Genomic DNA, 16269 nt, shown 5'->3' on the forward strand with positions numbered 1-16269 from the left:
ACGTACGACGGCGGCACCCGGCCAGGTGCCGCCGTCGCGGTCCGCCCGGCGGCCTTCCTCACTCCAGGTAGCTGCCCACCAGCGCCAGGTTCTGGATAACGGCGAGTCCAAACTGCGCGGTGTCATTGGTGGAGACGGTGGGCGCTTCGGCCACCGGCTGCAGCACCAGCGGGGGCTCGATTTGCCGCAGTGAGAACGCGGATCCATGATTCAGGTGCTCGCCACCCTCCGCAAAGGCCTCCCAGGCCCGGGCCGCCAGGTCACGATCCTGCAACCTTGCCGCTGCATAGGCCGTGAGGCGGCTGTGCGCCTGGGTCAGGTAGATGCCCTCCAGCGCTTGTCCCACGGCCGCCACCTGCTCCTCCTTGGTGGCCAGGAACAACCGGCAGTACTGCAGCCAGGCCCGCTCAAACTGGGGATCGTCCACCAGGTCCACCAGTTCACTGCATATTTCCACCAGGCCGAACACCGCGCTCAGGTGTGACACCGAGATCTGTTCGCGGCCTGTGTCGAACCTGCCCTTGTCCAGGTCGTACAGCGCTTCGCCGGTGAGGAAGCCGTATTTGAGCGTGCCGATATCAGCCATGGTGCCCAGCAGCCGGTCGCGGGAGCGTGGGTTGCCGGTACGCTCCCAATCGGTGAGCCAGGTTGCCGCGAGTGAACCCCAGTCTGTTCCCAGGCCCACGCCCAGTGCACCCCGGTTGGGGCGGTACGTGTCCGCGTCAGGGCGCACTTTGCGGACGGGGTCCAGGCCAAGGAAGTTCTGGTCGCTGTCCACCAGTTCCGTCAGCAGGTCCCCGGTGCGCTCGTCCGCGGTCAGGTAGTAGTAGAAGCGGCGGTAGGCGGGGGTGCTGATCCGCAGTTGCTTGGCACTGCAGCCCCAGTGCTGGACGTTGTGCCGGGATCCCAGGCCTTTCCACGGTCCCAGGTGGTAGACGTCCACCTCCCCGGTGTGGCGGGTCATGGCCTCGGCGAACCGGAAGATGTCCGCACGGCCGGAGCGCAGGTAGGAGTACCAGAGCCAGAGGTCCGGGGAGAGCTCCGAGTTGTCCCATGCATAGCCGCCCACGTCGTACCGCCAGACGTGCCGGTCGAAGTCGTACGTGTGCATGACGTCGCCGTAGTTCCAGAAGCCGTACCAGCGCCGCTGTTCCACCTGGCCGGCGTAGAAATCGAAGAGGAAGTCCAGCCGGTCCTCCAGCCGTGCACGTGCCGGCGTGCTGCGGTCCACAGGAGCCCAGTCGCCGAAAACGCCCACCGAATGCAGGTACCCGGGAGTGGCCTGCAGCAGGGCAGGGGTGGAGGCGGAGACGGCGTCGGCTGCCAGGCTCTCCGTGGGCGGAGTGGACTCGTAGGCGAACAGGGTCAACTCATGGGTGCGGGCAATGCCTGTGGGGTTGCCGAAGCCTGGCTCGTAATCCTCGTAGGTGATTTCCAGTCCTTCGAGCTGTTCCTCGAACGTGTCCTGGCCCAGTCCGTCATGGTAGAACCGCAGGTCCATGGGCTGCGTTTCGGGGGAGTACAGCCATGCCGTCAGTGTGGCCGCATTGCCGGCTGCGCCACGGATGTCCAGTTGCCCCGGATGGGATTGCCAAAAATCCCTGACTCCCACGCCCAGGCCGCCCCGGGTGTCGCTCACGGAGCAGAAGCCGGCGGCGCGGGTGCCACCGGATATGCCCACCCAACCGTGGCCGGGGGCGGTACGCTTGCGCAGCTCAAAGCCGTCGGCGCTGAGCTGGGTGAGGGTGTAGTCGCCCCATGCCGGGATCAGCTGCAGGCGGCCGGAAACCTCGGGGTTCCAGGTCTGTTCCGAGGGAGTGGCGCGCCCAGCGATCTGTGCCTTCCGCACCTCAGCCCCAGGGTCACGCCGGAGTCCGGTCAAGCCGCGGACCGCCTCCACGAGGAAGCCGCCGTCCGCTCCCGCAATGCGGATATGCCGGTTGTGCAGTTCGGCCTCCAGCGGCACGCTGAAGCGCACGCCGAGTCCGGCCAGGAAATCCCGTTCCGCGTCGCCGTCCCAGATGAAGGAGTGCACCATCCGCACGCTGCGGGCGTTGGCGTGGAAGTAGAAGCGAACCACGAAGGGCAGCCACTCCCGCTTGCCGTCCGCCGGTGCGTCCGGCCGGTGGGTGCCCTCAAGGCGTACCACCGCGCGGACGGGGCCGCTTTGTTCCAGAACGACGGCGGATACCTGGCCGGTGAAGGCATCGCGCCGTACCGTCCCGGCTTCTTCGGGTGTGCCGTCCTGAAGCAGGCTGACCAGCCGGGCGTCCCGGGCCACGGTGGCACCGTCCCGCGAAAGGTTGCTGAACAGGGTGGACCCGCTGCGGTTGATCACCATGCGCAGGACGCCGGTGTCCACGGTGAGGGTGTCGGCACTTTCGGTGACCGTGACCGGGGTGAGGTCCGACGCCGGCGGGCTGGTGTCAGCGGGTGTGCCGGCGTCGGATGTCAAGACGAAGGTGTCCGCGGGCGAGGACAGTGCCGGGAGTGCGATGCCGGCCCACTTGAGGGACCCGTCAGGCCAGGTGGCCAAAGGCCACGCCTGGCTGGATACGGGGGCGCCTGAGGAATCCGTTACGCGCAGTGCCTCCGCGCCGGGCACCGTGCCGCGTGCAAAAGGCATGCCCCAGGTGCATCCGCCGCTGATTTCCGTGGGGGCCGGTCCGTCAATCCACCTGATGGGTGTGCTGTCCGCCATGTCATTTCCAATTCCGCTTGGTTGCTGCGCGCTGAGATCCCACATAGGATGGGAAAGCGCTTTCTCGCCTTATCTACAACGTAGTAGACGTCAGGCGTGCGTGCAAGGGTTGAGTGCGATGCGGGCGGATCAGCCGGCGTTCGTCGCCGGGCGCTGCCGAAGGGGCTGAGCTGCCGGGCTGATAGGTCCGGCGGGAAATACGGATGTCCGCCGTCCCAGCAACGGCGGACATCCGGGTCTATGGGCAGGTGTGCGTGTCACCTGCGGGCGGGGCCATTGGCTCAATCAAGCGGCAACGTCACAGTCACGCTGGTGCCCGTCCCCGGGGCGGCGCTGATGTCCACGGCGCCTCCGGCTTCCTGCACGGCGACTGCCATGAGCCGCAGGCCGTAGCCATGGTGCCGCCCGCATGTGGCGAGGCTGCTGTCAAAGCCTGTGCCGTCGTCGGCCACCACCAGGCGGATGCCATGGTCAACGGCTGCCAGCTGGATGGTGAGCGTGTGCGCCGCCGAGTACTTGAAGGCGTTGCTGAGCGCCTCACGGGCTGCCTGGTACAGGAGGGACGCGGTATCCGCCGGGATTTCGATGCCCCAGTGCGGAGTATCCCAGTGGACCACTGTTCCGCGCTGGCGGAGTGGTGCCGTCAGCCGGTCAATGCAGCCGGCGAGCCCCAGCGTGAGAAAGTCCAGCGGCTGCTGGTCGGTCAGCACGCCACCTGCGGTGGTGACACCGTTGTCCAAGACTGTTCTGCTTCCCATGACGTCCTGCTCCCCACAAGCTGTTGCTCTGATGCCTCCAGAGTGGACCCGCAGTGTTCAGGGATGGCAAGGTTTGGCTCAAGATCACATCAATTCTGCGCGGTGCATCTCGACAGCGGCGCACCGCGTGCCGGAAGGATGGGCCACCGGGCGTACGGTGCCCCTGTGACCGGTCGCACGTTTGATGTCCGCACGGCTGGGGAAGGAAACCATATGCCTGATTGGTTGATGTCACTGATGTGGGGCACCGGCGCCGGTGCAGCCCTGGTCCTGGGAGCAGCCGTGTCATGGCGCTGGTCCATTCCGTCAAAAGTAGTGTCCACCATCATGTCCTTTGGTGCGGGGGTGCTGATCTCGGCCCTGGCCTTCGAGCTGGTGGGCGAGGCCGTCAAAGGTGGCGGCCTATGGCCCACCGCAGCGGGATTCCTGGCCGGTGCGGTGGTCTACGTCGGCGCCAACACGCTCCTGGCCAAGGCCGGCGGCAAGCACCGCAAGCGCTCCGGAAGCCAGCAACCTTCCGAAAAGGACAGTCCCGGCAGCGGCACGGCGATCGCCATAGGGGCGCTGCTGGACGGTATTCCGGAATCCGTGGTCCTGGGCGTCGGCCTGCTGGCCGGTGGGGCCGTGAGTCCTGCCATGCTCGCTGCGGTCTTCATCTCCAATGTTCCGGAGGGGCTGTCCGGTACGGCGGGAATGAAGAAGGCCGGCCGGAGCCGGGGCTACGTGTTCGGCCTGTGGGGCGGCATCGCGGTCCTGAGCGGGGTGGCGGCCCTGCTGGGGTATGTGGCGCTGGAAGGTGCGCCGGATGAGCTGGTGGCCTTTATTACGTCCGTTGCGGCCGGTGGCATCCTGGCGATGCTGGCGGACACGATGATTCCGGAGGCTTTTGAGGAGCACCACAACCTGACCGGACTGACGGCGGCCGTGGGGTTCCTGACCGCTTTTACGGTGCATCACCTGGGCTGACGTCCCTCCAATGGCGCGGCGCAACTGGCCTGCAAAATTGGCCGTGGAAAACCAGATGAAGGACGTCCCATCTCCTGTACACTCAACTAAGACGAGAGGCCGCCGCCAGGTGCGGCCGAAGGAGATGACGTGACAGTAACATCCGCTGCGGTGCCGCCCGCAAGATTCAGTGCGCAACTGCGCTCCCACGCCCTCCAGAACCGGATCATGGAGCTCATCCTGGAACGCGGGCTGGATGTGGGCGATGCCCTGCCCACCGAAAGTGAACTGTCCGCCGAGCTTGGGGTGGGACGGAACACCGTCCGTGAATCCCTTAAGGTCCTCCAGGCCCTTGGCGTCATCGAGATCCGGCACGGCTTCGGGATGTTCGTCGCCCCCAACAACTTCAGTGCCCTGGTGTCCGGATTGACCTTCCGCGGAAGGTTGTCACTCCGGCACAAGGGCGAAGAAGCCATGGAACTCATCGACGTCCGGCAGGCGCTGGAGTCCGGCCTGATTGGCTCGGCCATCGACCTGCTGACCGAGGAGCACCTGGCGGACCTTCGGCAGACCATGGAGGCGATGCAGGATGCCGCTGCGAAGGGCGAGCCGCTGGCCGAGCATGATGCCGAATTCCACCGCAAGCTTTATGCGCCGCTGAACAATGAGCTCCTCATCAACCTCATGGACGTGTTTTGGCAGGTCTACCGCCAGATCCATGAGGCCCTGGGCCACGGGCCGGTCAACCTCGAGGAGCAGGCCCGGATTCATTGGGACATCTTTGAAGCCGTGGACAACAGGGACAGGGCCCTGGCTGCGGAACGGCTCCAGCGCCACTTCGACGGTATCCGGCAAAAACTCAAGGACGTCGCGTCCGCCTAGCGGATCGTTTCGGGGGCCGCGCCAGGGCTCCCACCTCCTGCGCCGGATCATCCTGCCCTCCTGCCTGGCTTTCGCCTGCCCTGAACGGGCTCCGCCACCTAAGAGAAAGACCTCCCCCGTGGAAATCTTTGTTGTCCCCGATGCCGCCGCCACCGGAACCGTGGCCGCCGGATTGATAGCAGCGGTCATCCGCAGCAAGCCGGACGCCGTCCTCGGCGTTGCCACGGGCGGCTCACCCCTGCCGGTCTATGCGGCCCTTTCCAGCCACGGACTGGAGATGTCCCGCGTTCGGGCTTATGCGCTGGACGAATACGTCGGGCTCCCCACCGGCCACCCGGAGAGCTACGGCGAGGTGGTCCGCCGGGAGGTCACCGAACGGCTGGGCCTTGACCCCGTCAATGTGCGCGTCCCGGCCGGCTCCGCAGCAGACCCCCACCAGGCCGCGGCTGACTACGATGCAGCCATCCGGGACGCGGGTGGCATCGACCTGCAGCTGCTGGGCATCGGCCATAACGGCCATATTGCCTTCAATGAACCCGGCTCCGCGCTTGACTCCCGCACCCGCGTGGAGACCTTGGCTGCGCGCACCCGGGAAGCCAATGCACGCTATTTCGACTCTCCCGCCGACGTCCCCACCCGGTGCATCACCCAGGGGCTTGGCACCATCATGGAAGCCAGGCACCTGCTCCTCGTGGCCAGCGGGCGGGACAAAGCCGAAATCCTTGCCGCCGCCCTCAACGGGCCTGTCACGGCAGACTGTCCTGCATCGGTCCTGCAACGCCACCCGCACGTCACTGTCGTGGCTGATCAAGCGGCCGCCGCGCGGCTGGAGCCTGGAAACAACCCCGTCCAGGTGCGCGTGGTTGACGCTTCCGTCGGCGTCTGACGGCCGGCCCGGTGCCGCTCCTGGGCCTTGGCCGCGCCGCCGTCGAACTTTTCTCCAGGACCCGGCGTTAGAGTGTGCACGAGGCAACGCGTGCCAACCGCGTTGTGCCGATTCCTCCCGTTGCCAGGAAAGGTACCCCAGAGATGTCCCACGATCCGTACGCCGCCCTTCCCACGCTTCCTGAATTCACCGTGCGCAGCACCGACATCCAGGACGGACAACCGTTTGCCACGGCCCAGGCAAGCGGGAAGATGGGAATCGACGGCGGAGAAGACAGGTCCCCACAACTCTCCTGGGAGGGGTTCCCGCCGGAGACAAAGAGCTTTGCTGTGTCGGTTTTGGACCCGGATGCTCCCACTGGCAGCGGGTTTTGGCATTGGGCAGCCTTCAACCTGCCTGCGTCCACCACATCGCTTGCTGCGGGTGCCGCGGAGACGGGATTGCCCGAACCTGCGGTGCAGCTGATGAACGATGCCGGCTTCCGGGGCTTTGTGGGCGCGGCTCCTCCCGCGGGACACGGTCCGCACCACTACCACGTGGTGGTCCACGCCGTGGATGTGGAGCACCTCGACATCCCTGCAGATGCAAACCCCGCCTATCTTGGCTTCCAGCTTTTTTCGCACGCGATCGGACGGGCCAGGCTGACCGCCACCTTCGAAGTCCAGTGAAATGAACGGATAACTTTAAGCCAACCGTCGGCCGTGGCGTATGACCACGGCGGGATTGAATCCGGCGTCAGTCACCACGACGTCGGCGCGCAAGCCGGCGCGAAGACTTCCCAGCTCGTCGCCAAGGCCGAGGATTGCTGCCGGGACGGCGGTGGCTGACAGGACGGCCTGGGCCGCGTCCACGCCCGCTGCCGCCGTCCGGCGCACCACGTCCAGGAGGGTTGCTGTCCCGCCGGCCAGCGAGCCGTTGCTGCGCAACCGTGCTTCGCCGCCTGTGACACGGACACCGGCGGGCCCCAGGTCGTAGTCGCCGTCCGGCAGTCCGGTTGCCGCCATTGAGTCGGTCACCAGCACGATGTTCCGGGCGCCAGCCACGGCAAACACCATCCTGACGGTTTCGGGATCCAGGTGGACACCGTCAGCCACCAGTTCCACGGCCACGGTGCCGGCTGCCGCGAGGCGCAGGCAGGCGGCCACCGGGCCCGGGCTGCGGTGGTGCAGCGGCGGCATGCCGTTGAAGAGGTGCGTGACCGTGGGACGCGCTCCCTCGGCACCGGAGGCAGCCAGCAGGCCGGCTGCTTCGGTGAGCGAGTCCGCCGTCGTGCCGGCGTCTGCGTCCGTGTGCCCCAGGGAGGGAAGCACGCCCTGTTCCACCAGGGCGGCTACCAGGTGGCCGGCGCCGGGCAGTTCCGGCGCGTAGGTCATGGTGCGCAAGTGACCGCCGGCCGCTGCCGCCAGCTCGCTGAGAAGATCGAGGTCCGGATCCAGCAGGAACCGGGGGTCCTGCGCGCCGCACCGGGTATGGGAAAGGAACGGGCCTTCGGCATGGATCCCCGCGATCAGGCCTTCGCCGGCCAGGCGGTTCAGCGTCGCCGCGCTCCGCAACAGGTCCTCCCTGGAGGCGGTGACCATGCTTGCCAGCAAGGTGGTGGTGCCACTGCGGTGGAGGTATTCGACGGCGGTGCGAGCCGCAGGGGCGTCGCCACCCGGAAAGTCTCCACCGGCGGCTCCGTGGCAGTGGAGGTCCACCATCCCGGGGAGGATCAGGCTCCCGGGAGGCAACTCCAGCGCCCGGGCCGCGGGCAGGGAGCGGGGATCGAAACCGGCGCGTGGCCCGGCGTAGGCAATCCGTGTGCCGGAAACCGCCATAACGCCGTCCTCGGTCCGGGTGCCGTCCGTGAGGAGGGTTCCCTGCAGTACGTATGCGGGCGCAGCCCCGCCGGCTTGGGCCGTCACTTCAGCGCGTCCACGAACCAGCCGGTGATGGACGCCGGGTGCGTGATGGCTGTTCCCACCACGACGGCGAAGGCGCCGGCATCGAGGGCCTGGCGCGCCTGCCGGGGCGAATGGATGCGGCCTTCGGCGATCAGCGGGACATCGAAACCAGCCGCAGCCACCTGCTCCAGCAGTTCCAGGTCCGGGCCGTGGGTTTTAGGGCGCTCGCCGGTGTAGCCGGCCAGGGTGGTGCCAATCAGGTCTGCTCCGGCCTCGACGGCGGCGGCAGCATCCTCCAGCGAACCGCAGTCCGCCATGACCAGCGCGTGGGAGCCCCGGTGGATGCCGGCCACGGTCTGGGCCAGGGTGAGTCCATCCGGACGGTCGCGGCGCGTCCCGTCAACGGCCACGACGTGTGCCCCGGCGTTGGCAACTGCCAGGGCGTGCCGGAGCGTCGGGGTGATGAAGACGCCGTCGTGCCCGTCCTTCCAGAGCCCCACCACGGGCACTTCCACGGCTGAACGCGCGTGCTGCACATCGGCCAGGCCCTGCACCCTCACCGCGCCCGCGCCGCCGATCACTGCTGACGCGGCCACCTGGGCAGTGGTGCGCGGATCGCGCATCGGCTCGCCCGGGTACGCCTGGCAGGACACGATGAGCCGGCCGCGCAGGGATTCGAGGGCTTCGGGTGGGAGGAGCATCGGGTTCCTTAGCTTTGGTAGGACAGCGGGGTGGTGACCAGGCGGGCTGCGCCGACGATGGCGGCAGCATTGCCGAGCATCGCAGGCACCACGGCCAGGCCGTGCAGGGCCGGGAGCAGTTCGGACCGGAGGGCAGCCTGCATGGGCTCCCACCAGAGTGCGCCGGCACCGGCGAGGCCGCCGGAGACCACCACAACCCCAGGATCAAGGATATTGGCCAGGCCGCCCACCGCCTGGCCCGCCGCGGCGGCGGCCGTGCGGACAACGCCGGCTGCCGTGGCATCGCCGCCGGAGGCGAGGGCGAACACCGCGCGCGCATCGCTTGCCGGCGCCGTGCCGCCGGAGCGGAGATAGGCGTCCAGGACGGCCGGGCCGGAGGCGATGGCTTCCACATGCCCCGAACCGCCGCAGACGCAGGGGAGTGGCCGGCCGTTGTGGCCGGCATACGGCGAGGCGAAGTGGCCTACATGGCCGCCCGCATACCGCTGCCCCAGGACAGGCCGGCCGTCCACCACGAAGCTGCCGCCCACGCCAGTGCCGAACGCGACCAGCAGGGATGTGGCGGTGTTCGACGCGGCACCCGTCCAGGCTTCGCCCAAGGCATGGGCATGGACGTCGTTCACCGCACGCACGGACGACGGCGGCAGGCCCAGCCGTGCGGCCAGGCCTGCCGTGAGTGCCGTGCCGGCCCAGCCGGAGATGGCATCGGTTGCGGAAACCACCACGCCGCGGGCGGCGTCGATGACCCCCGCGGAACCGACGCCGACGCACGCGACGGTGATCCCGGCGTCGGCCGCCCTGTCCCGAAGCCGGGCGGCCAGGGCGGCCGTGGCATCGAGGATGGCGTCACCGCCGTCCCTGTTCAGCGTGGGGATGGTCTCCTGGAACAGGACCCGGCCCTCCGCCGAGACAACTCCGGCTGCAGTCTTGGTCCCGCCAAGATCGACACCAATGGCGTACATGTGCCGGGCCTAGACCAGGCCGGTGCGCTCGAGGATGACCTTGATCGCGGTGGTTTCTTCTTCGTTCAACGCCTGCATCGGCACGCTCATGGTGTTGGATTCGATCACGCCCATGATCTGCAGCGCGGTCTTGAAGGCGCCCAGGCCGGCAGCGCCGCCGGAGACACGGCCCTTGGGGGTGTAGACGATCTCGAAGAGGTCGGCCAGGCGGTCCTGTTCGGCGGCGGCTTTCGTCCAGTCGCCGGCGGCGGCAGCATCCACCAGGTTGCGGTAGCCGCGCGGGTCAACGTTGCCCAGGCCCGGAACCACGCCCTGCGCGCCGCCCAGGAGGGCTCCGTCCACCACCACTTCATGGCCGGTGAAGATATCGAAATTGTCGATGTCCCTTGCGGCCAGCAGGAGCTGGCGGAAGGAGACGTCGTCGCCTGAGGAGTCCTTGACGCCGGCGATGACACCGTCGCGGCCCAGGCGGACCAGCAGGTCGGTGGGGAGCTTGTAGTGGGTGCGGACGGGAACGTCGTAGGCGAACACCGGGACGCCAACGGCTGCGTGGATGTTGCGGAAGTGGGTTTCGGTTTCGTCGGCGTTGCCGATGGCGTAGTACATGGAGGTGACCACGATGGCGTCCGCGCCCAGGTCGATCACCTTCTTGGCTTCGTCGATGACGCGGTTGGTGGTCTGTTCATTGGCGCCGACGATCAGCGGGACGGCACCTGCGTTGGTGTCGGCGATGGTGCTGACCACCAGTGACCGTTCGGCGTCGGTCAGGTACGGAACTTCGCCGGAGGAACCCAGGACGAACAGGCCGGACACGCCGCCGTCCAAGAGGTGCCTGGTCAGGTTCTGCAGCGAAGCGGTGTCAATGCTGCCGTCTGCGTGGCGGGGGGTGAGGACAGGGGGGATGACGCCCGAGAACTGGGAAGGCACGGAAAACTCCAATGTGAAAGGTTAAAGGTGGAAGGTTGGGGGTTCGGAAAATCAGGTGTGAAGCAAACTGGGGGCGGCGCCGAGGAGTTTCCGGGTGTAGTCGTCCCGGGGGTTGTCGAACACCTGGGCAGCCGGTCCTTCCTCCACGATCTGGCCGAAGTACATGACGCAGATGCGGTCCGAGACGTACCGGACGGTCTGGATATCGTGGGAAATGAACACCATGCCGAGGTTCAGCTGGGTTTTCAGGTCCGAAAGCAGGTTCAGTACCTGGGCGCGGACGGACACGTCCAGCGCCGAGGTGGGCTCATCGGCAACGATGATGTCCGGCTCGAGCGCCAGGGCGCGGGCGATGGCGACGCGCTGGCGCTGGCCGCCGGACACCTGCGACGGCGTCACTTCCGCTGCGGAGGCCGGCAGGCCCACCAGCGCAAGGAGTTCCCTGACCCTGGCAGCGCGGGAAGCGGCGTTGCCGATCCCGTGCACCTGGAGCGGATCCGTGAGGATGTCCTGGATGGTCATGCGCGGGTTCAGCGCGGTGGCGGGGTCCTGGAACACCACCGAGACGGCCCGGCCAAACTCCTTGCGCATGGCGGCGTTCCGTTTGATGGCGGGCCTGCCATGGAACAGCACCTGGCCTGATGTGGGAGCCTGCAGGCCAACCAGGACGGAGGCCAGGGTGGATTTGCCGCAGCCGGATTCGCCCACGATACCCACGGTTTCGCCGCGGCTGATGCTGAAGTCCACGCCGTTGACCGCCTTGACGATGGTGGGCCGGAACAGCCCTCCGGTCCTGGCGCGGTGGTGGACTTTTACGTCCTTGAGCTCGATGACCGGCTTGCCGGTGGATACGCTCACTTTGCGTCCTCCTTCAGGTGGCTGGCCCAGTAGTGGTCCGACCCGCCGCCCACTGCGGTGAGGACCAGTCGCTGGTTGGGATCGGCGTCAGCGCGCAGGGACCGGGGCGCGAAGCGGTCGCCGGGGGCAAAATCCTGCGGTGACGGCACGGTCCCCGGGATCTGGTGCAGGCGCGCTGCGTCCGCCTCGATGGAGAGCACGGCGCCGAGCAGGCCGCGCGTATATTCGTGCTTCGGGTTCTGCAGCAGCGCTGAGGCCTGGGCGGACTCAACCACCTGGCCCGCGTACATCACGGTGATGCGGTGCGCCAGGGATGCCACCAGGGCGAGGTCGTGGCTGACGAACACCATGGCGAAGCCCAGCTGTTCACGCAGTTCGTTGAGCAGGTCCACCACCTGCTTCTGGACGGTGACGTCCAGGGCGGTGGTCGGTTCGTCCGCCACCACAATCCTGGGTGAGCGGGAGAGCGCCATGGCGATCAGGACCCGCTGCCGCTGCCCGCCGGAGAGCTCGTGCGGGTAGCTGGCCAGGGTGCGGACCGGGTCCAGCTTCACCATCTCCAGCAGCTCGGCGGGGGTCTTGCGGCCGCCGCGCCGGGTCAGCTGCAGCATCTGGTCCTTGATCTTCATGGACGGGTTCAGCGAACTGAGTGCGTCCTGGTAGACCATGGCGATCTGCTCGCCGCGCAGGTTCTGGTAGGCCTTGGCGTTGCTGTGGTTGGTGGCCGGGTCCAGGAGTTCCTTGCCGTCGAACGTGATGGAGCCGGTAATCCGGGCCGTCCTGGGCAGCAGCCCCATGATGGCCAGTGAGGTGATGGACTTGCCGCAGCCGGATTCGCCCACCAGGCCCATGGTTTCTCCTTCACGGACGGTGAAGGAGACGTTGTCCACGATGGCTGTCTCGCCGAAGCGGTCGGGGAAGCGGATGGAGAGGTTCTTGACCTCCAGCACGGTGCGGGCATCGGCGGGGACCTGCGGGAGCCGGTCGGTGCGGGTTGCTTCGACGGCGGCCAGCAGTTCCAGCTCGCGGTCCAGCAGGGCATGCGGGTTGGTGGCGGTCCGGCTATCCGTGAACGGTGATGGGGTGTCCTGCCGGCCTTCCGTGGGGGTTGTTCCGGAAGCCGGCAGGACGCCGTCGAGTTCGTGCTGTTCCACGACCGACGGCTGGGCAACCGAGGTGGCCACTTCCGTGTCCACCGCGGAGCCGGTGACGGCGGCGCCGGCCACGGAAGCGGCAGCACCGTCGTCGTCCTTCACCGCCGGCGCGCGCCGCAGCCGGGGGTTGACCATGGCGTCGGTGAGTCCCTCAGCGAGGATGTTCAGCGCCAGGACGGTGAGGAGGATGGTGAGGCCGGCGAAGGTGGTGGCCCACCAGCCGCCGGACAAAACGAGGTTGCGGCCGTAGGAGATCACGTTGCCCCAGGACGGTGCAGGGTCCTGCACGCCGGCGCCCAGGAAGGACAGCGAGGCTTCCAGGATGATGGCGTCGGCCACCATCACCGTAGCGAACACCAGGACGGGGGCCGCGGTGTTGCGCACGATGTGCTTGGCCAGGATGTAGAACCGGCCGGCGCCGATGACGCGCTCGGCGCGGACGTAGTCCTCGCCGTACTGGGACAGCACGTTGGCGCGAACCACCCGGGCCAGCTGCGGGGTGTAGATGATGGCGATGGCAATGATGATGGTGGGCACCGAGTTGCCGAACGCCGCCAGCAGCACCGCGGCCAATGCGATGCCGGGGAAGGCCATCAGGATGTCCATGATGCGCATGAGCAGTTCGTTGACGGCCTTGCTGGAGGTGGCGGCCAGCGAGCCCAGGAGGGCACCCGCCAGCACGGCCAGGCCCACGGCCCCGAGGCCGATCATCAGTGAGGACTGGGATCCGTAGAGCAGGCGGGAGAAGATGTCACGGCCCAGCCGGTCGGTGCCGAAGAAGTGCTCGGCGCCCGGAGGCGTGGCCGGCATGAAGGTTTCCAGCGGATCGTGCGGTGCCAGGACCGGGGCGAAGACGGCGGCGACGGTGATCGCCACCAGGAAGGCGAGGGCCAGCCGGGAGCCCCAGGGCAGGGCCTTGAAGCGGAGTCCGGGGGCGCTCAGACGTTCAGCGAGTTTGCTGCGCATGGGTCACACGGTCCTGATTCGGGGGTTGATGAGCAGGTAGAGAAGGTCCACGGCGATGTTCACCAGGACGAAGGTGACGGAGATAGTGAGGACCACGCCCTGGACCAGGTTCACGTCCAGGTTGGTGATGCCGTTGAGGATCAGCTGGCCCATGCCGGGCAGCGCGAAGATCATTTCAATGACGACGGCGCCGCCCAGCAGGTAGCCGATCCGCAGTCCCAGCACGGTCACCGGGGTCACCAGGGCGTTGCGGAGCACATTCTTCGACACCACTTCCCGGTACGGGACGCCGTTGCCGATGGCCGTCCGCACGTAGTCCCGGTCCAGTTCCTCCACCATGGAGGTCCGGACCACCCTGATCAGGGACGCCGACACCGGGATGCCCAGTGCCAGGGCGGGCAGCGCCATGGAGTTGAGCCAGCCGCCGAAGCCGGACTCGGGGGTGGCGATGCCGCCGGAGGGGAACATCGGTGCCGGACCCAAGGCGAACCACTGGATCAGCAGGATGCCCAGCCAGAACGACGGCGTCGCCACCGCGGCGATGGAGAAGACCCGGACCAGCTGGTCCTGCCACTTGTCCCGGTACAGGGCACCGATGATGCCGAAGACCAGGGAGACCACGACGGCGATAATGACGCCCAGGAAGGTCAGCTGCAGCGTCAGGGGAAACGCAGAGCCGATCATGCTTGCCACGGATTTCGCCGGGGGAGTGGTGACCCCCAGGTCGAACTGGAGGAGCTTGCCCAGGAAGCGGACGTACTGCAGCAGCAGGGGATCGTTCAGGCCGTTGGCCTGGCGGTACTGCTCTTTGGCTTCTTCGCTGGCTCCTTCGCCCAGGGCGCTGCCCGCCTGGTCGCCGGGTGCGGCCTGCAGGACGAGGAACACGAGCAGGGTGATGCCCAGGACCATCAGCGGCAGGGCTGCCAGCCGACGGCCCAGGAGGCGCAATATCGTGGTCAATGTAGTCTCCGGTTGATGTGGCTAGGCGGTGCGGCCCACACCAACGAAGGAAACTCCGGTGGTGGGCAGGGGCTTGAAGCCGCTGAGCTTCTTGGCATCCCAGGCGCTGGGAAGCTGGCGGTGGAACATCGGGTACAGCGGAAGCTCTTCGGAGACCAGGTCCACGATCTGCCCGGTGATCTTCCTGGCTTCGTCCTTGCTGGCCCTGGAGCCCTTGTCCATCAGGTCCTGCAGCTGGGTCCGTTCCGGGGTGGTCCAGTACGCGCGCTTGTCCATCCAGGTGGGGCCGGAGTAGAACCAGCTCAGCAGCAGGTCGGCATCGTTGCCGAAGACCGACGGATCGCCCGGAGCGGCAACGACGGTGTAATCGCCCTTGCCCACGCGGTCCGCGTACAACGCGCCGGACTGCAGGTTCTTCAGGGTCACCTTCACGCCGGGGATCTTGTTCCAGGATTCGAGCATGAGCGGTGCCACGTCCTTGACCCAGGCGGTGTCCGTGGTGAGGAGTTCGAATTCCAGGCTGGTCACCCCGGCCTGCTTGAGGAGGTCGGCCGCCTTGTTGGGGTCGTAGGAGTAGACGTTCTTGGCCTTGACGTAGTCCGGGTGGCCTTCCTGGAAGTAGGAGCTGGCCGGCTTGGCGTTGCCGAACAGGGCCTTCTTGATGATCGAATCCTTGTCCAGGCCGTAATGCAATGCCTGGCGCACCAGCTTGTTGTTGAACGGGGCGGCCGTGCAGTTGAACATCAGGAAGAGCAGCCCGAAGGACTGGACCGATTCAACGGTGGCAGCGGATTTAAGCCCCTGCATGTCCAGGTAGGGGACGTCCTCGATGGCCTGGACGCGGCCGGACTGCATGGCGGTGACGCGGGCGGCCGCATCGGAAAGCAGCAGCCACGTCATCCCCTTGGCCAGGGCCGGCATGGGGCCGTTGTAGGCCTGGTTGGCTTCGAAGACGATCTTGTCGTCCTTGACGGCAGAGACCAGTTTGTAGGGGCCGGTTCCAACGGGCTTGGCGTCGAAGGATTTCAGCTGGTCGGAGCCGGCCGGGAAGTTGGTGAGCGCCTTGGGGACGACCTTTACGACCGAGATGCGCGGTCCGAACCCGGGGAAGGCGTACTTGAGGGTGAACTCGACGGTCTTGGCGTCGAGGGCCTTGACGTCCTGGATGAACGGGATGAACTGGGAGAACAACGACTTGTTGGCCGGGTCCATCACGCGGGTGAAGGAGAAGACGACGTCCTCCGCGGTTACCGGGGTGCCGTCATGGAACATTGCCCCGTCGCGGATGGCCACCTGGTAGGTGGTGTCGTTGACCATCTTGGGGTCGGCGGCGGCCAGCGCGTTGTAGGGCTCGCGGGTTGCCGGGTGCAGTTCCACCAGGCCTTCGAAGACGTGCAGGTTGGCCGCCATGGGGGTGGCGCCGGACGACGAGATGGGGTCGAAGCCGGTGGAGAGGGCATAGGAGATGCCGGCCTCGATGGTCAGGTCCTTGTTGATGGGTGAGCTGTTCCCGGTGGCACCCGTGGTAGTGGCTGCCGGGCCACCGCATGCCGCGATGGAGCTGGCGAAGGCTGCGGCCAGGCCTATGGCCCCGCCGAGCTTGAGGAAGTTCCGGCGGCTGGCGTCATTGACCAGCGGCAGGTTCTTGGTGTTATTCATGTGCCTCACCGTTCAGAAGATGTTTAT

General features: G+C 67.2%; 14 protein-coding genes. 4 read left to right on the plus strand and 10 right to left on the minus strand.

What is annotated here, in order from left to right; translation table 11 throughout:
* Window positions 1–58 precede the first annotated feature (58 nt).
* Together HNO81_RS14660 and HNO81_RS14665 are read right to left on the minus strand one after the other, a co-directional pair.
* Complete coding sequence (locus HNO81_RS14660) at window positions 59–2701, minus strand: Tat pathway signal sequence domain protein (RefSeq protein ID WP_175318840.1); 2643 nt, start codon at window positions 2699–2701, stop codon at window positions 59–61.
* Window positions 2702–2982: 281 nt separating this feature from the next.
* On the minus strand, window positions 2983–3459 hold the full coding sequence (locus HNO81_RS14665) for a sensor histidine kinase (RefSeq protein ID WP_175318841.1): 477 nt from the start codon (window positions 3457–3459) through the stop codon (window positions 2983–2985).
* Between the two features lie 213 nt (window positions 3460–3672).
* Here HNO81_RS14665 and HNO81_RS14670 point away from each other — a divergent pair, with 213 nt between their 5' ends.
* From HNO81_RS14670 to HNO81_RS14685, 4 genes are all read left to right on the plus strand, one after another.
* A complete protein-coding gene (locus HNO81_RS14670; RefSeq protein WP_175318842.1) occupies window positions 3673–4425 on the plus strand; it encodes a ZIP family metal transporter in 753 nt (250 codons plus the stop codon).
* 129 nt (window positions 4426–4554) lie between these two features.
* Entirely contained in the window at window positions 4555–5286 is a 732-nt protein-coding gene (locus HNO81_RS14675; RefSeq protein ID WP_175318843.1) for a FadR/GntR family transcriptional regulator, read from the plus strand.
* Window positions 5287–5404: 118 nt separating this feature from the next.
* Window positions 5405–6172, plus strand: a complete 768-nt coding sequence (locus HNO81_RS14680; protein WP_175318844.1) for a glucosamine-6-phosphate deaminase — start codon at window positions 5405–5407, stop codon at window positions 6170–6172.
* Between the two features lie 143 nt (window positions 6173–6315).
* Complete coding sequence (locus HNO81_RS14685; protein ID WP_175318845.1) at window positions 6316–6840, plus strand: YbhB/YbcL family Raf kinase inhibitor-like protein; 525 nt, start codon at window positions 6316–6318, stop codon at window positions 6838–6840.
* Between the two features lie 15 nt (window positions 6841–6855).
* Here the strand turns inward: HNO81_RS14685 and HNO81_RS14690 are convergent, their stop codons facing one another.
* Genes HNO81_RS14690 through HNO81_RS14725 form a run of 8 tightly spaced genes read right to left on the minus strand, consistent with a single transcriptional unit; the run spans window position 6856 to window position 16242 of the window.
* On the minus strand, window positions 6856–8076 hold the full coding sequence (locus HNO81_RS14690; RefSeq protein ID WP_371818276.1) for an N-acetylglucosamine-6-phosphate deacetylase: 1221 nt from the start codon (window positions 8074–8076) through the stop codon (window positions 6856–6858).
* Window positions 8073–8756: an N-acetylmannosamine-6-phosphate 2-epimerase gene (locus HNO81_RS14695; RefSeq protein ID WP_175318846.1), complete on the minus strand. Its 684-nt coding sequence runs from the start codon at window positions 8754–8756 to the stop codon at window positions 8073–8075. Before HNO81_RS14695 ends, HNO81_RS14690 begins: the two co-directional genes overlap by 4 nt.
* 8 nt (window positions 8757–8764) lie before the next feature.
* On the minus strand, window positions 8765–9718 hold the full coding sequence (locus HNO81_RS14700) for an ROK family protein (protein ID WP_175318847.1): 954 nt from the start codon (window positions 9716–9718) through the stop codon (window positions 8765–8767).
* A 9-nt stretch (window positions 9719–9727) separates the two neighbouring features.
* Window positions 9728–10645 carry a dihydrodipicolinate synthase family protein gene (locus tag HNO81_RS14705; RefSeq protein WP_175318848.1) on the minus strand — a complete coding sequence of 306 codons (918 nt, stop codon included), beginning with the start codon at window positions 10643–10645 and terminating at the stop codon, window positions 9728–9730.
* A gap of 51 nt (window positions 10646–10696) precedes the next feature.
* Window positions 10697–11503 carry an ATP-binding cassette domain-containing protein gene (locus HNO81_RS14710; protein ID WP_175318849.1) on the minus strand — a complete coding sequence of 269 codons (807 nt, stop codon included), beginning with the start codon at window positions 11501–11503 and terminating at the stop codon, window positions 10697–10699.
* Window positions 11500–13623 carry a dipeptide/oligopeptide/nickel ABC transporter permease/ATP-binding protein gene (locus HNO81_RS14715; RefSeq protein ID WP_175318850.1) on the minus strand — a complete coding sequence of 708 codons (2124 nt, stop codon included), beginning with the start codon at window positions 13621–13623 and terminating at the stop codon, window positions 11500–11502. The genes HNO81_RS14710 and HNO81_RS14715 overlap by 4 nt, the downstream gene beginning before the upstream one ends.
* Before the next feature lie 3 nt (window positions 13624–13626).
* Window positions 13627–14583 (minus strand): ABC transporter permease, encoded by a 957-nt coding sequence (locus tag HNO81_RS14720; protein WP_175318851.1) that lies wholly within the window; start codon window positions 14581–14583, stop codon window positions 13627–13629.
* Between the two features lie 21 nt (window positions 14584–14604).
* On the minus strand, window positions 14605–16242 hold the full coding sequence (locus tag HNO81_RS14725; protein WP_175318852.1) for an ABC transporter substrate-binding protein: 1638 nt from the start codon (window positions 16240–16242) through the stop codon (window positions 14605–14607).
* Window positions 16243–16269 lie beyond the last annotated feature (27 nt).

This window comes from Pseudarthrobacter sp. C4D7 (assembly GCF_013359725.1).
Classification (GTDB): Bacteria; Actinomycetota; Actinomycetes; order Actinomycetales; family Micrococcaceae; genus Arthrobacter.

Bases quoted from the DNA above. Each gene is read 5' to 3' on its own strand.
- HNO81_RS14660 (WP_175318840.1), bottom strand. From the start codon at position 2,701: ATGGCGGACAGCACACCCATCAGGTGGATTGACGGACCGGCCCCCACG.
- HNO81_RS14665 (WP_175318841.1), bottom strand. From the start codon at position 3,459: ATGGGAAGCAGAACAGTCTTGGACAACGGTGTCACCACCGCAGGTGGC.
- HNO81_RS14670 (WP_175318842.1), top strand. From the start codon at position 3,673: ATGCCTGATTGGTTGATGTCACTGATGTGGGGCACCGGCGCCGGTGCA.
- HNO81_RS14685 (WP_175318845.1), top strand. From the start codon at position 6,316: ATGTCCCACGATCCGTACGCCGCCCTTCCCACGCTTCCTGAATTCACC.
- HNO81_RS14695 (WP_175318846.1), bottom strand. From the start codon at position 8,756: ATGCTCCTCCCACCCGAAGCCCTCGAATCCCTGCGCGGCCGGCTCATC.
- HNO81_RS14700 (WP_175318847.1), bottom strand. From the start codon at position 9,718: ATGTACGCCATTGGTGTCGATCTTGGCGGGACCAAGACTGCAGCCGGA.
- HNO81_RS14715 (WP_175318850.1), bottom strand. From the start codon at position 13,623: ATGCGCAGCAAACTCGCTGAACGTCTGAGCGCCCCCGGACTCCGCTTC.
- HNO81_RS14725 (WP_175318852.1), bottom strand. From the start codon at position 16,242: ATGAATAACACCAAGAACCTGCCGCTGGTCAATGACGCCAGCCGCCGG.